The following is a 15042-nucleotide window of genomic DNA, read 5'->3' on the forward strand; positions in this document are numbered from 1 at the left end:
GCCACGCGGGAAATCCGGCGTGGCTTGGTGTACGAATTAAGGCCGGTTGGACCGGCCGAAGGCCGCGCAGTATACCGTAATAATCCAGATAAACAGCCCCTGGGATGACCATCTGTCTTACCGCCCAAACCGGCGGTTTTATTGACTCAAGAGTCAGTCAAAAACACTGCAAAACCCTGTGGGAGGGGGCAAGCCCCCTCCCACATTTGATTCGTGTTTGGCTCAGGTACTTTGGGCAGCGCCACCTTCCAACTTGCGCCACAACAACCGCACATTCGCCTTGCGCACCAACGCACACCGATACAGGCGAATCTCCAGCGGCACATGCCATTGCGGCCCGCCGCACACCACCAGTTCGCCACGGGCCAATTCCGCCCGCACACTCAGTTGCGGCACCCAGGCGATGCCCAGGCCTTCCAGGGCCATGCTTTTGAGGCTGTCGGCCATGGCGGTTTCGTACACGGTGGTAAAACGCAGTGCGCGCTGGCGCAGCAGTAAATGCACCGAACGCCCGAGGAAGGCACCCGCGCTGTAGGCCAGCAACGGCACGCTGCCCTCGCCTTCCAGGTCAAACAGCGGTTTGCCGTCGGCATCGGCGGCGCACACCGGGAGCATTTCGGTGTTGCCCAAATGCAGCGACGGGAAGATTTCCGCGTCCATCTGCATTGCCGCGTCCGGGTCGTAGAACGCCAGCATCAGGTCGCAGCCACCTTCGCGCAGGGCGTGCACGGCATCGCCGACGTTGGTGGCGACCAGCCGCGTGGCGATGTTCAAACCCTCGTTGCGCAACTGCGCGATCCAGCGCGGGAAGAAACCCAGCGCAAGGGAGTGGGCGGCGGCCACTTGCATGACTTCGCCCTGCCCGCCTTCCAAATGATGCAAATGGCGCAGCACTTCACCAAGCTGCTCGACCACGGTGCGCGCGGTGACCAGAAACAGTTGCCCCGCCGCCGTCAGCTCCACCGGGGTGCGTGAGCGATTGACCAGGGTCAGCCCGAGCGCGGCCTCAAGGCTGCGGATACGTCGACTGAACGCCGGCTGGGTGACAAAGCGCCGCTCCGCCGCCTGGGAAAAGCTGCGCGTCGCCGCCAAGGCGCTGAAGTCTTCCAGCCATTTGCTCTCAAGGTTCATCACTGCCTCCCACGGGTACGCACCATTTTGGCACACACGCCCGCCATCATAGCCGGGTCACATCTGCATTATGCCGTTTATGCATAGGCCAGTGCTGAACAGCATTGGCCCAAATTTTCCTACAAGCCTAGCATTCGCGGTGTTCCGGCCTGTTCCGGGTCCCTATCGAGATGATTTCCGTCATGTCCTCCGCTGCATCATTCCGCACAGAAAAAGACCTGCTTGGCGTACTCGAAGTACCCGCCCAAGCGTATTACGGCATCCAGACCCTGCGAGCGGTGAATAACTTCCGCCTCTCGGGCGTTCCGATTTCGCATTACCCGAAATTGGTGGTCGGCCTGGCAATGGTCAAGCAAGCAGCCGCTGATGCCAACCGCGAGTTGGGCCAGCTCAGCGAAGCCAAGCACGCTGCCATCAGCGAAGCCTGTGCCCGTCTGATCCGCGGCGATTTCCACGAAGAGTTCGTGGTGGACATGATTCAAGGCGGCGCCGGCACTTCAACCAACATGAATGCCAACGAAGTCATCGCCAACATCGCGCTGGAGGCCATGGGTCACCAGAAGGGCGAATACCAATACCTGCACCCCAACAACGACGTGAACATGGCGCAGTCGACCAACGACGCCTACCCGACCGCGATCCGCCTGGGTCTGCTGCTGGGCCATGACGCACTGCTGGCCAGCCTCGACAGCCTGATCCAAGCCTTCGCCGCCAAAGGCGTCGAGTTCGGCCATGTGCTGAAAATGGGCCGCACCCAACTGCAAGACGCCGTGCCGATGACCCTCGGCCAGGAATTCCGCGCCTTCGCCACCACCCTCAGCGAAGACCTGGCCCGCCTGAAAACCCTGGCGCCAGAGTTGCTGACCGAAGTGAACCTGGGCGGCACCGCCATCGGCACCGGCATCAACGCCGATCCGCGTTACCAGGCCCTGGCCGTACAACGCCTGGCCACCATCAGCGGCCAGCCGCTGGTACCGGCTGCCGACTTGATCGAAGCCACCTCCGACATGGGCGCCTTCGTGCTGTTCTCCGGCATGCTCAAGCGTACCGCCGTGAAGCTGTCGAAGATCTGCAACGACCTGCGCCTGCTGTCCAGCGGCCCACGCACCGGGATCAACGAGATCAACCTGCCGGCGCGTCAGCCAGGCAGCTCGATCATGCCTGGCAAGGTCAACCCGGTGATCCCGGAAGCCGTGAACCAGGTTGCATTCCAAGTGATCGGCAACGACCTGGCCCTGACCATGGCGGCCGAAGGCGGCCAGTTGCAACTGAACGTGATGGAGCCGCTGATCGCTTTCAAGATCTTCGACTCGATCCGCCTGCTGCAACGCGCCATGGACATGCTGCGCGAACACTGCATCGTCGGCATCACCGCCAACGAAGCGCGCTGCCGCGAACTGGTGGAGCATTCCATCGGCCTGGTCACCGCGCTGAACCCGTACATCGGCTATGAAAACGCCACCCGCATCGCGCGTATCGCTCTCGAAAGCGGCCGCGGCGTGCTGGAACTGGTGCGCGAAGAAGGCTTGCTCGACGACGCCATGCTCGACGACATCCTGCGCCCCGAAAACATGATCGCTCCACGCTTGGTCCCGTTGAAGGCCTAAGCGTTTGTTGCACTGCTCACCAGGTTGAGGGACTAGACACCTCTCACCTTTTGAGGGCCCGAAGGCTCGTTCTTCAGGCCCTTTTTTTTGCCTCAAGGTTGTGAAATGACGCCCATAAAAAATCCAATATCGCCCTGCAAACCCACCTTGCCTGCAACAGCTTGGCTGAAACCTTTAATCAGCCCGAGCAGACGGATCACGTTCGCCTAGGTATAGTGCCGCCCCTCTCGCGTCTGCGGCCGTCGGTAACGAGGCCCGGTACAGCGCGAAACCGCATGAATAACAACCCGCAAAAGGATTGGGGTCGAACTGTCGTGCACTGCCTGGTGCTTAGCGATTGCGTCGAACCGTCCTGCGTTTGCCATTAGAAAAATCAGCGAGGAACACTCCATGCTCGAAGTCATCAACGACTTCCTCTCAGGGAAAGTACTGATCGTGCTCATTGTCGGGCTCGGCGGTTATTTCACGATCCGCTCGCGTTTCGTACAACTGCGTCACTTTTTCCATATGTTCTCGGTGTTCAAAGACAGCCTGAAGAGCAGCTCCGGCCAACTCAGCTCGTTCCAGGCGCTGATGCTCAGCCTGGCCGGCCGCGTAGGCGCCGGTAACATTGCCGGTGTCGGCATTGCCGTTACCCTTGGCGGCCCAGGTGCCGTGTTCTGGATGTGGGTCACCGCGTTGGTGGGCATGTCGTCGAGCTTTATCGAGTGCTCCCTCGGCCAGCTGTACAAGCGCACTGACGCAGAGGGCACCTACCGTGGCGGCCCGGCCTATTACATCCAGCACGGCCTGCAAAAACGCTGGCTGGGGATGGTGATGGCGTTCCTGCTGCTGGTGACTTTCGGCTTCGCGTTCAACGGCCTGCAAGCCCACGCCGTGACCCACTCGCTCAACAACGCCTTCGGCCTCGACACCACCTACACCGGCCTGGCCCTGGCGGCATTGCTGGGCCTGGTGTTCATCGGCGGGATCAAGCGCATCGCCTCGATCGCCGACCTGCTGGTGCCGGTCAAGACCCTGATCTATATCGCCGTGACCCTGTACGTGATCGTGCTGCAATTCGACCACGTACCGGCCATGCTCGCGACCATCGTCAAGAGCGCGTTCGGCCTCGACCAGGCCTTCGGTGGCCTGGTGGGCAGCGCAATCATCATGGGTGTGAAGCGCGGCGTGTTCGCCAACGAAGCCGGTTTGGGCAGTGCGCCTAACGTGGCAGCGGTGGCCTCCGTAGAACACCCGATCGCCCAGGGCGTGGTCCAGGCGTTCAGCGTGTTCCTCGACACCTTCGTGATCTGCACCTGCACCGCGCTGCTGATCCTGCTTTCCGGCTTCTATACCCCAGGTTTTGAAGGCGACGGCATTGCCCTGACCCAGAACTCCCTGGCGGCAGTGGTCGGTGACTGGGGCCGCATGTTCATCTCGGTGGCCCTGGCGTTGTTCGTGTTCACCTCGATCATGTACAACTACTACCTCGGCGAGAGCAACCTGCGCTTCCTGGTGGGCAATAACCGCAAGGTGCTGATGGGCTACCGCGCATTGGTACTGGCGCTGATTTTCTGGGGCTCCATCGAAAACCTGAGCACGGTGTTCGCGTTTGCCGACATCACCATGACCCTGCTGGCCTTCGTTAACCTGTTCGCCCTGGCGTTCCTGTTCAAGATCGCCATGCGCATCCTGAACGACTACGACAACCAGCGCGCCGCAGGCATCAAGACCCCGGTGTTCGACTCCAGCCAGTTCCCTGACCTGGACCTGGACCGCTCGGCTTGGCCGGCAAACCCGGTGAAATCCGAAGCGGCCCCGGCGGCGGAACTGAGCGCTCAAGCGCAACGTTAATCGCAGCTAGATGACACGCCGCCCGGCCTTGGGCATGCTCTGGGCCCGGCGGCGTTTTTCGTTCAGGAGATTCTTCGATGCAACCAGCTAACAACGTGATGGTGCTCTACACCGGCGGCACCATCGGCATGCAGGCCAGCGCCAATGGCCTGGCCCCGGCATCCGGCTTTGAAGCGCGCATGCGCGAGCAGCTCGCCAACCAGCAAGTGCCCACGTGGCGCTTCCGGGAAATGGCGCCGCTGATCGACAGCGCCAACATGACGCCCGCTTATTGGCAGCGCCTGCACACCGCCGTGATCGACGCCGTGGACGCGGGTTGCGACGCTGTGTTGATCCTGCACGGCACCGACACCCTGGCCTACAGCGCAGCCGCCATGAGCTTCCAACTGCTGGGCCTGCCGGCGCCGGTGGTGTTTACCGGCTCGATGTTGCCGGCGGGCGTGCCGGACAGCGATGCCTGGGAAAACGTCAGCGGTGCACTGGCGGCGTTGGATCAAGGCCTGGCGCCCGGCGTGCATTTGTATTTCCACGGCGCGCTGATGGCCCCGACCCGTTGCGCGAAGATCCGCAGCTTTGGTCGCCATCCGTTTGCAGCACTGCAGCGCAGCAGCAGCGCGAGCAAGGCCGATACAACCCCGGCAGCCCTGGACTACCGTCAGCCCAAGGCGCTGGCCAACATCGGTGTGCTGCCGCTGGTGCCGGGCATGAGCGCCGTGCAATTGGATGCCATGATCGACAGCGGTATCCAGGCGTTGGTCCTGGAGTGTTATGGCAGCGGCACCGGCCCCAGCGACAACCCGACCTTCCTCGACAGCCTCAAACGGGCCCAGGAGCAGGGTGTGGTCGTGGTAGCAATCACGCAATGCCATGAAGGCGGTGTAGAACTGGATGTGTACGAAGCGGGCAGCCGCCTGCGTGGCGTAGGCGTGTTGTCGGGCGGTGGGATGACCCGTGAGGCGGCGTTCGGCAAGCTCAACGCGCTGATCGGCGCCGGCCTCGCCACCGCCGAGGTTCGCCGCCTGGTGGAGCTGGACCTGTGCGGTGAGCTGATCGCCTATACATAATCACCTCCGCCGCTGACCTGTCGGTCCCTTGCATGGACCCTCATGACCAGGCTTTACGCAAGCGCATAAGCGCCTGGGCAATTGCGGCTTCGGGCACCGCCGCGAACCCCAGGACCAGGCCGGCACGTTGGTCGGGCGCGGTGACAGAGTTCGGCAGCCAATAAGTGCTCAGGCCATTGATCTCGACATCGGCGGAACGCGCCTGGGCCAGCAGCTCACGCTCCCGGGCGAGGCTGTCCACGCGTACGGTCAAGTGCAGGCCGGCGGCGACGCCGGGCAACTCGCCAACCCCCGGCAGTGCGTGCGGCCACCCTGCGAGCAAGGTGTTACGCCGACTCAACGCGGCGCGGCGCATGCGGCGAATGTGCCGCTGGAAATGCCCCGTCGCCATGAACTCGGCCATTACCGCCTGGGTGCTGATCTCCGAGTGCCGCACATCCACTGCCCGGCGCTGAGCGAATGCCTGCACCAAGCCTGGCGGCAGTACCAGATACCCGAGGCGCAGCGCCGGGAACGCGACCTTGCCAAAAGTGCCGACGTACAACACCCGTCCACTGCGATCCAGCGCCGCCAAAGGTGCCAGCGGCGCGCCGCTGTAGCGGTACTCGCCATCGTAGTCGTCCTCGATGATCCAACAGCCACGTCGTTCGGCCCAGGCCAACAGTTCCAGGCGCCGCGTCAGGCTCATCACCACGCCCAACGGGTACTGGTGGGATGGGGTGACGTACGCCAAATGACAGTCATCCAGCGCCGACAGCGCCGTGCAGTCGATGCCTTCCTGGTCTACGGCCACGCCATGCAAGGTTGCCCCGGCAACGGCGAAGGCATGGCCGGCGGCGCGGTAGCCTGGATTTTCAATGGCCACCCCCGTACCGGGCTCAACCAACAGCTGTGCACAAAGGCTGATTGCCTGCTGCGCACCACTGGTGATCACTATTTGCTCAGCACTGCAATGCATACCCCGGGAACTGCGCAGATAAGCAGCGATCAAGCCACGCAAGCGGCCATCACCCGCCGGGTCGCCGTAACACAGCTGCTGAAAGTCCGGCTTGCGCCAGAATGCCGCGTTCAGCTTGGCCCACACGTCGAAAGGGAACAGATCAAAAGCCGGCACGCCCACGCGAAAAGCTCGTGGAGGACCCGTTGGCGGCAGCGGCAGATGGTTCTTTTCCATCCGCTCAATAGCCGGGCTGTGGATAACCTGCGCCGGGAAATTTTCTGCTGATTCGGCGCAAATTGTGGATAAGTCTGGGGATAAGCCTGTTGAAAACCCTGTGGACAGTTTTGTGGATAATTTTTTTGTCGGACTCGGCGCAGGCGTCAATTGCGCCACATACGTGCCATCACCCACCCGCCCTTCGATAAACCCTTCGGCGTACAGCTGATCGTAGGCCCGCACCACGCTGTTGCGGGAGATCGCCAGCGCGGCCGCCAGATCGCGGCTGGCCGGCAAACGTGTGCCGCTGACCAATCGCCCGTCCAACACCCGTTGGCGCAACGCTTGATAAAGCTGACGGCTAAGGCCCTGGCGGCGATCCAGCTCAATACCGGCGGGGTTGAAGGACAGCGGAGGTTCGATGGCTGGCACGCAATTGGACCTATGAAATGAGCAGTAGATGGCTCTTACAACGAACCATTAGCCTGCCTAGGATGCAGGCATTCGCCAAGGAAAATATTTATGTACACACCTCGCGCCTTCGCCATCGACGACTTGCCTGAAATCCAGCAACTGATCCAGCACGCACGCCTGGCGCAGGTGGTGACCTTTGGCGAGCAAGGCCTGCAGGCCAGTCACCTGCCGCTGTTGCTCAACCCCGATGAAGGCCCCAACGGCACGCTCTATGGACACCTGGCCAAGGCCAATCCGCAATGGCGCGACTTGCAAAATGGCAGCGACGCGCTAGTGATTTTCGCAGGCGCCGACGCCTACATCAGCCCGGCGTTCTACCCGGCCAAGGCCGAGCACGGCAAAGTGGTGCCGACCTGGAACTACATCGCCGTCCACGCTTACGGCAAAGCTGAAGTGTTCACCGACGCCGAGCGCCTGCTCGCGCTGGTCAGCGCCCTGACCGAACGCCACGAAACCGGCCGCGCCCAACCCTGGGCCGTCAGCGACGCTCCGGCCGACTACATTGACGGCATGCTCAAGGCCATCGTCGGCTTCGCCCTGCCGATCAAGCGTGTGATCGGCAAACGCAAACTCGGCCAGAACCGCAGCGCGGCGGATATGGCCGGCATGCGTGAAGGCCTGGCCGCCAGCCCCGACGTGCGCGACCAGGCCCTCGCGCGCTTTATTCCCCAAGGAGTTTCAGAATGAGCCAGATCGACATCCGCCCCGTCACCGCCGCCGACCACGCCGCGTGGCTGCCGCTGTGGCAGGCCTATTTGACCTTCTACAACACCGAGCTGCCTGACGCAGTGAGCCAGAGCACCTGGCAACGCCTGATCAACCCCCAGGAACCGACCTACTCGGCCCTGGCCTGGCAGGACGGCAAGGCAGTGGGCATGGTTAACTTCATCTACCACCGCTCCAACTGGAGCATCGAGAACTCCTGCTACCTGCAGGACCTGTTTGTGGACCCGAGCCAGCGCGCTACCGGCGTGGGTCGCAAACTGATCGAATTCGTCTACACCACCGCCAAAGCGGACGGCTGCTGCAAGGTCCACTGGTTGACCCATGAGACCAACGCCACGGCGATTCAGCTGTACGAACGCATCGCCGAACGCCCTGGCTTTATCCAATTTCGCAAAGGCCTTTAAGGAGCGCAGCATGTCCATTTCCCCCGCCGACTGGAAAGGCGTCCCGGCACCCAGCACCCACCTGCTTGAAGGGCGCTTTATTCGCCTGGAAAAACTCGACCCGGCACGCCACGCCGATCAGCTGTGGCAAGCCCTCGATGGCCCCGGCGCCGATCCGAAGCTTTGGGATTACCTGCCTTACGGGCCGTTTACCGAGCGTGCCGCATTCGATGCCTGGCTGAACAACCACGCCGCCAACAGCGACCCGTATTTCTTCAGCGTGGTTGACCGCGCCAGCGGCGAAGTACAGGGCATCCTCAGCCTGATGTCCATCGTCCCGGCCCAGGGCCGCATCGAGATCGGCCACGTCACTTTTGGCGCGCCGATGCAACGCTCGCCGAAAAGCACCGAAGCCGTTTACCTGTTGGCCAAGTACGCATTCGAACAGGGCTACCGCCGCCTGGAATGGAAGTGCAACAACGGCAATGCCCGCTCCAAATACGCGGCCGAGCGGTTGGGGTTCAGTTTCGAGGGAGTGTTCCGCCAGCACATGGTGGTCAAGGGGCAGAACCGCGATACCGCGTGGTATTCGATTCTGGATGGGGAGTGGCCGAAGGTAGGCGCAGGGTTTGAGGCGTGGCTGTCGGAGTCCAACCAGAGCGCTTCGGGTCAGTTGAAAGGCCTGGCGGAGTGCCGCCAGGCTTAAGCCTTACTTCAGCTTTTGGGCCAGCACCGCAATATGCTCCGGCCCGATCCCACAGCAACCGCCCAAGTGGCTGGCACCGCGTTTCTGCCAGTCCGCGGCCCAATGCAGGTAGCCCGGCGGGTCGAGGTCGTCGCGCAATGGGTCCAGTCCATCATTGGCCGTGGCTTCCTTGGGTTGTGGCGGGAAGGCATTGGCGTAGGCGCCAATCTGGATCGCGACGCCAAGGCGCTCGAAGGTCTGACGCGCCGCGTCGATGGCCGCGCCAATCACTTCCGGCTGGCTGCAATTGAACAACAGCACCTGCACACCCAACTGCGCCGCCGCTTCGGCGGCGCCTGCCACCGACTCGCCGGAGCGCAGGCGCGGCACGTCGTCGGTGTCTTCGTCTTTCAAGGTAAACGACAGCCAGAACGGCTTGCCATCCTGCGGCAGGCCGGCCTTGATCGCCTTCGCCTCAATGATCGAACTCTGGGTTTCCGCCAGCCACAGATCAACGTGGGGCGCCAGGCCCTTTACCAGAGGCGTCAGCAGTTCGGTCACCCGCTCAGCCTCGAACAGATCGGGGCGATACGAGCCAAACAGCGGCGGCAGCGAACCGGCCACCCGCACGTTTTTGCCCGAGGCCGTCACCGCACGACGCGCCAACTCACCCGCCAACGCCGCCAGGGCTTGGCCTTCAGCCGCAAACCGCGCTTCACCGATATGAAACGGCACCACCGCGTAGCTGTTGCTGGTGATCACGTTGGCACCGCTGTCGATATAGGCCGCGTGTACCGCCTCCACCGCCTGCGGCGCTTCGCTCAAGGCCAACGCCGACCACTCCGGCTGGCGGAACGGCGCGCCACGGCGTTGCAGTTCACGGCCCATGCCACCATCGAGGATTACTGTTTCTGCGCCCATATGCTTTTTACTCATAAGCTTATGAAAATAACTCACTATGAGAGTCGTTCTTATAACTATTTAATACGTTCAATCCGGTTCGTACCAACTCTTTTTTCTAAAGGTGTCCTTCGTGAAACTTAAACCCCTGCTGGCCCTGGGCCTGATGATACTGGCTGCCTCGACCCAAGCCTTCGGCGGGGCCACGCTGGAGCGGATTGAACAGAAAAAAGAGTTGGTGGGCGTACTGATGGAAAGCTATCCGCCGTTCTCGTTCCTCAATGACCAGAACCAACTCGACGGCTTCGACGTCGATGTGGCCAAGGCCGTGGCACAAAAGTTGGGTGTAAAGCTGCGCCTGGAAACGCCGTCCTGGGACGTTATCGCCGCCGGTCGCTGGAGCGGGCGCTACGATATCTGCATCTGCTCGATGACCCCGAGCAAGGCCCGCGCCGAAGTGTTTGATTTCCCGGTGGAGTACTACGCTTCCCCGGCCGTGATCGTGGTCAATGCCAAGGATGACCGCATCCACGCTGCCAAGGATCTGAGCGGCAAGAAAGTCGGCCTCACCAGCGCCTCCAGCTATGAGAGCTACCTGAACAAGAACCTGGTGATCGAAGGCGCCGAAGACACGCAGTTGCAGTACCCATTCGAGAACGTGCAGATCGCCCCGTACGACACCGATAACGTCGCCTTCCAGGACCTCGGCCTGGGTGCCGGCGTGCGCCTGGATGCGATCCTCACCAACCTGGTCACCGCCCAACCGCGCCTGACCCAGGACAAGCGCTTCAAGCTGGCTGGCGAACCGCTGTACTCGGAGCCCAACTCAGTAGCCATCGAAAAAGGCGACGCCGCGTGGGACAGCAAAGTGCGTGAGGTGTTTGCCCAGCTCAAACAGGACGGCACCTTGAGCAAGCTGTCGCAAAAATGGATCGGCGCTGATATCAGCCGATGAGTTTTCGCACGCGGCTTTACCTGACCTGGGCGGCGCTGTTCGCCCTGTTTGCCAGTTTCTTCCTGAGCTTTGACCTGAAGTTCTCGATCATTCTCGACAAGCTGCCGAACCTGGTCGGCCTGCATCTGGCGCCCAATGGCTTCCTGCAGGGCGCGGCGTTGACGCTGTTCCTGTGCCTGTGTTCGATTCTGGTGTCGTCGGCGCTGGGTTTCGTCACGGCGCTGGGGCGCCTGTCCCGCAGTGCGGTGGCGTTCGGCATCGCGACCTTCTACGCCTCATTTTTTCGCGGTACGCCGCTGCTGATCCAAATCCTGCTGATCTACCTGGGCCTGCCGCAACTGGGCTTGGTACCTGGGGCGATCACAGCCGGGATCATTGCGCTGTCGCTGAACTATGGCGCCTACCTGAGCGAAATCTTCCGCGCCGGCATCCTCGGCGTGCCCCACGGCCAACGCGAAGCCGCCCTCGCGCTGGGCATGCGCGACAACGCGATCTTTTGGCACGTCACCCTGCCCCAAGCCATGCGCACCATCGTTCCACCGGCCACCAACCAGTTCATTTCGATGCTCAAGGACTCGTCCCTGATCTCGGTGATGGGCGTGTGGGAGGTGATGTTCCTGGCGCAATCCTATGGCCGTTCGAGCTATCGCTACATCGAGATGCTCACCACCGCTGCGATCATCTATTGGGTGATGTCCCTAGGGCTGGAGCTGATCCAGGCGCGGATGGAGCGTCACTATGGCAAGGGTTACGTTCGGCGTCGGTAAACCGCCGCCATTCGCCCTATCGCCCAGCGTTTCAAATCGCAGCAGACGAGAGACATCTCCCGCAAACCAGTGGCTGCGAGCCTGACATTTATCCTCCCTGTACCTCGCTAAATTCCCCGCCTCATATATCAAGAGGTGGGTTTACATGCGGTTATTACAGAAACAATTCGCGCTGGCCATGACCCTGGTGCTGGGGGCCGTCGGCGCTCAAAACGCACAGGCACGCGGCGACATGGAGCCCGACAGCGAATGGCTCGACCAGCTCGTGGCAGGCAACAAAAACGCTTATCCAGAGCCTGCCATTCCAGCGCCCGAAGACGTCTACCTCGCCGACCACGCCACCAGTCGAAACGGCCTGAGTGTCGCCCGCATGCTGGACTCCGCAGTCCATGACCTGCTGGCGTCGGACGAACTGGGCTATTGGACGAAATACGAACTGGAGGATTACCTCCAGTACTTGGGCAGCCTGGAGCCGGGCCGGCTAGGTGCCGTGCTGGAACAAGTGGCCGGTAGCCAAAACGCCAACCTGGGCACCGCCACCCAAAACAGCATGAAACAGCTGAATGCCAGCCTGCATTCGGCAATACGCCAGTTGGATAACGACACCGGCGAGACGGGCCGCGTTTGGGTCCAAGGCCTGGGCAACAGCGGCAGGCTCGATGGACAACAAGGCAGCGCCGGTTTGAAACAACGCAGCCAAGGTCTGTTGCTGGGGGCCGACTGGTCAATCGACCCGGTGTGGCGGATCGGCGTGGTGGGTGGCAAGTCTGGCAGTGAACTGAGCGCCAAGCGTTTCAAGGGCGAATTGGACAGCTGGCACATGGGCGCCTATGCGGTGCGCCAGGACGGGCCGCTGGCGTTGCGCCTGGGTGCGCTTTACAGCAGTCATGCCGGTCGAAACAAACGCGGTGTCGACTTTGACTTCATCGATTATAGCGAGCACCTCACGGGCAATTACAAAGCCCAGAGCCAAAACGCGTTCACCGAAATGGGCTACCAGTTGGACACGGGCGGCTTGCGCGTCGAGCCCTTTGCCGGTTTGGGTTTCCAGCGTTATCAGCGCGACCGGTTCCAGGAGAAAGGTGGCTACAGCGCCCTGAACGTCGGAACACAAACCCAGCAAAACCTCAGCAGCACCTTCGGCCTGCGCCTGGCCCGCGACTTCAGGCTGGACAACCAGATGACCCTCAAACCGCACCTGAGCACCCAGTGGAAACACCTGTATGGCACCGTCGACAGCCGTGTGCGCCAGTCCTTCGCCGGGGAAAGACGCGAAGACTTCAGCAGCGACTTCACCATCGACGGCACCTCCCTGGACCGCAACAGCCTGGCGATGCGTACTGGCCTGGACATGGCGCTGTCAGCCGAACATAGCGTGGGCCTCACCTATTCCGCCGAGTTCGGCAGCAACAGCCGCAACCAGGGGCTGATGGGCCAATGGGCGATGACGTTCTAAGACGCACAATCGCCTGATCATCAGGCGAAAAAAAAGGGGGGCACATGCCCCCCCGAGGATTAAACGGTAGTGTCGAAGGCTGTATCAGCCTTCGATTTCAATCAGGATTTCGCCAGGGTTCACCCGGTCGCCCTTGGCCACATGAACGGCGGTTACCTTGCCGGCAATCGATGCCTGCACTTCGGTTTCCATCTTCATGGCTTCGGTGATCAACACAGCCTGACCGGCCTTGACCACGTCGCCTTCCTTGACCAGCACGTCGACGATATTGCCCGGCATCGCCGTGCTGACATGGCCCGGCTCGCTGGCCTGCTTGCGCTTGCTGCTGCCGCCGCCGACAAATTCGTTGAGCGGTTCGAACACCACTTCTTCCGGCATGCCGTCGATGGACAGGTAGAAGTGACGCTTGCCTTCGGCTTTCACGCCGACACCGGTAATGTCCACGCGGTAGCTTTCGCCGTGCACATCAATGACGAACTCGGTCGGCACACCTTCACCACCGGCACGGGCTAAGCCGCCGGCTTCAGGGATCGGCAGCAGCACTTCGGGGGCCAAGGTGCCGGCATCGCGCTCTTCGAGGAACTTGCGCCCGATATCCGGGAACATCGCGTAGGTCAGCACGTCTTCTTCGGACTTGGCCAGTGCGCCGATTTCACCGCGCAGCTTGGTCATTTCCGGCTTGAGCAGGTCGGCCGGGCGCACGTCGATCACTTCTTCGCTGCCGATGGCCTGGCGACGCAGCTTCTCGTTAACGGTGCCCGGCGCTTTGCCGTAGCCGCCTTGCAGGTAGAGCTTCACTTCGTTGGTGATGGTCTTGTAGCGCTCACCGGCCAGCACGTTGAAGAACGCCTGGGTGCCGACGATCTGCGACGTTGGCGTCACCAGCGGCGGGAAGCCGAGGTCTTCACGCACACGCGGGATTTCGGCCAGCACTTCGCTCATACGGTTGAGGGCGCCCTGCTCTTTCAACTGGTTGGCCAGGTTGGAGATCATCCCGCCCGGTACCTGGTTGACTTGCACACGGGTGTCGACCGCGGTGAATTCACTTTCGAACTGGTGGTACTTTTTGCGCACGGCATAGAAGTACAGGCCGATCTCTTGCAGCAGCTCCAGGTCGAGGCCGGTGTCGAATTCGCTGCCTTTAAGGGCGGCGACCATCGACTCGGTACCCGGGTGGCTGGTGCCCCAGGCGAAGCTGGAGATGGCGGTGTCGATATGGTCGGCACCGTTTTCGATGGCCTTGAGTTGGCACATCGCAGCCAGGCCGGCGGTGTCGTGGGAGTGGATGAAGATCGGCAGGTTCTGCTCGGCCTTCAGCGCCTTGACCAGTTCGCCGGTGGCGTACGGCGTCAGCAGGCCGGCCATGTCCTTGATCGCGATCGAGTCGCACCCCATGGATTCCAACTGCTTGGCCTGGGCCACAAATGCATCGATGGTGTGCACCGGGCTGGTGGTGTAGGCAATGGTGCCCTGGGCATGTTTGCCGGCGGCTTTCACCGCTTCGATGGCCACGCGCAGGTTCCGCACGTCGTTCATCGCATCGAAGATGCGGAACACGTCGATGCCATTCACGGCGGCTTTGGCGACGAAGGCCTTGACCACATCGTCGCTGTAGTGGCGGTAGCCCAGCAGGTTCTGGCCACGCAGCAGCATTTGCAGGCGGGTGTTAGGCAACGCGGCGCGCAGTTGGCGCAGGCGCTCCCACGGGTCTTCTTTCAAAAAGCGTACGCAGGCGTCGAAGGTCGCGCCGCCCCAGACTTCCAGGGACCAGTAGCCGACTTTGTCGAGCTTGTCGCAGATCGGCAGCATGTCGTCAGTGCGCATGCGGGTCGCCAGCAACGATTGGTGGGCGTCGCGCAGGATGGTGTCGGTGACAAAGATTTTCTTGGACATTGTTGTATT

At 61.9% G+C, this 15042-nt stretch carries 13 protein-coding genes; 9 read left to right on the top strand and 4 right to left on the bottom strand.

The window, feature by feature from the left end; genetic code table 11:
• Window positions 1-222: 222 nt before the first annotated feature.
• Complete coding sequence (locus tag DNK50_RS02950; RefSeq protein WP_053127569.1) at window positions 223-1131, bottom strand: LysR substrate-binding domain-containing protein; 909 nt, start codon at window positions 1129-1131, stop codon at window positions 223-225.
• Between the two features lie 182 nt (window positions 1132-1313).
• Here DNK50_RS02950 and aspA point away from each other — a divergent pair, with 182 nt between their 5' ends.
• The 3 genes from aspA to DNK50_RS02965 all read left to right on the top strand — a co-directional run bounded on the left by aspA (window position 1314) and on the right by DNK50_RS02965 (window position 5638).
• A complete protein-coding gene (aspA, locus tag DNK50_RS02955; protein WP_032884466.1) occupies window positions 1314-2738 on the top strand; it encodes an aspartate ammonia-lyase in 1425 nt (474 codons plus the stop codon).
• 390 nt (window positions 2739-3128) lie between these two features.
• The gene (locus DNK50_RS02960; protein WP_099586066.1) at window positions 3129-4574 is read left to right on the top strand and encodes a sodium:alanine symporter family protein; all 1446 of its coding nucleotides are present in this window, start codon (window positions 3129-3131) and stop codon (window positions 4572-4574) included.
• A 77-nt stretch (window positions 4575-4651) separates the two neighbouring features.
• Window positions 4652-5638: an asparaginase gene (locus DNK50_RS02965; protein ID WP_112192788.1), complete on the top strand. Its 987-nt coding sequence runs from the start codon at window positions 4652-4654 to the stop codon at window positions 5636-5638.
• 40 nt (window positions 5639-5678) lie between these two features.
• Here DNK50_RS02965 and DNK50_RS02970 read toward each other — a convergent pair whose 3' ends face one another.
• Window positions 5679-7226 carry a PLP-dependent aminotransferase family protein gene (locus DNK50_RS02970; protein WP_112192789.1) on the bottom strand — a complete coding sequence of 516 codons (1548 nt, stop codon included), beginning with the start codon at window positions 7224-7226 and terminating at the stop codon, window positions 5679-5681.
• Between the two features lie 90 nt (window positions 7227-7316).
• On the opposite strand from DNK50_RS02970, the gene DNK50_RS02975 reads away from it, so the two are divergent.
• The 3 genes from DNK50_RS02975 to DNK50_RS02985 are packed head-to-tail and all read left to right on the top strand — an operon-like array spanning window position 7317 to window position 9083.
• Window positions 7317-7955 carry an FMN-binding negative transcriptional regulator gene (locus DNK50_RS02975; RefSeq protein WP_112192790.1) on the top strand — a complete coding sequence of 213 codons (639 nt, stop codon included), beginning with the start codon at window positions 7317-7319 and terminating at the stop codon, window positions 7953-7955.
• Entirely contained in the window at window positions 7952-8398 is a 447-nt protein-coding gene (locus tag DNK50_RS02980) for a GNAT family N-acetyltransferase (RefSeq protein WP_099586070.1), read from the top strand. The genes DNK50_RS02975 and DNK50_RS02980 overlap by 4 nt, the downstream gene beginning before the upstream one ends.
• 10 nt (window positions 8399-8408) lie before the next feature.
• Window positions 8409-9083: a GNAT family N-acetyltransferase gene (locus DNK50_RS02985; RefSeq protein WP_099586071.1), complete on the top strand. Its 675-nt coding sequence runs from the start codon at window positions 8409-8411 to the stop codon at window positions 9081-9083.
• 3 nt (window positions 9084-9086) lie between these two features.
• Here the strand turns inward: DNK50_RS02985 and DNK50_RS02990 are convergent, their stop codons facing one another.
• Window positions 9087-9983, bottom strand: coding sequence for a homocysteine S-methyltransferase family protein (locus tag DNK50_RS02990; protein ID WP_112192791.1), 897 nt, complete (start codon window positions 9981-9983; stop codon window positions 9087-9089).
• Window positions 9984-10095: 112 nt separating this feature from the next.
• Between DNK50_RS02990 and DNK50_RS02995 the strand changes: the two genes are divergently transcribed.
• The 3 genes from DNK50_RS02995 (at window position 10096) to DNK50_RS03005 (ending at window position 13140) form a co-directional block, all read left to right on the top strand.
• Window positions 10096-10917: an ABC transporter substrate-binding protein gene (locus DNK50_RS02995; RefSeq protein ID WP_112192792.1), complete on the top strand. Its 822-nt coding sequence runs from the start codon at window positions 10096-10098 to the stop codon at window positions 10915-10917.
• Window positions 10914-11684 carry an amino acid ABC transporter permease gene (locus tag DNK50_RS03000; protein WP_099586074.1) on the top strand — a complete coding sequence of 257 codons (771 nt, stop codon included), beginning with the start codon at window positions 10914-10916 and terminating at the stop codon, window positions 11682-11684. The genes DNK50_RS02995 and DNK50_RS03000 overlap by 4 nt, the downstream gene beginning before the upstream one ends.
• A gap of 145 nt (window positions 11685-11829) precedes the next feature.
• Window positions 11830-13140 carry an autotransporter domain-containing protein gene (locus DNK50_RS03005; protein WP_112192793.1) on the top strand — a complete coding sequence of 437 codons (1311 nt, stop codon included), beginning with the start codon at window positions 11830-11832 and terminating at the stop codon, window positions 13138-13140.
• An 84-nt stretch (window positions 13141-13224) separates the two neighbouring features.
• On the opposite strand, the gene oadA is transcribed toward DNK50_RS03005, so the two are convergent.
• A complete protein-coding gene (gene oadA / locus DNK50_RS03010; RefSeq protein ID WP_112192794.1) occupies window positions 13225-15033 on the bottom strand; it encodes a sodium-extruding oxaloacetate decarboxylase subunit alpha in 1809 nt (602 codons plus the stop codon).
• Between the last annotated feature and the right edge of the window lie 9 nt (window positions 15034-15042).

Source organism: Pseudomonas sp. LG1E9, from assembly GCF_003290225.1.
In the GTDB taxonomy this organism is placed as follows: Bacteria; Pseudomonadota; Gammaproteobacteria; order Pseudomonadales; family Pseudomonadaceae; genus Aquipseudomonas; species Aquipseudomonas cyclaminis.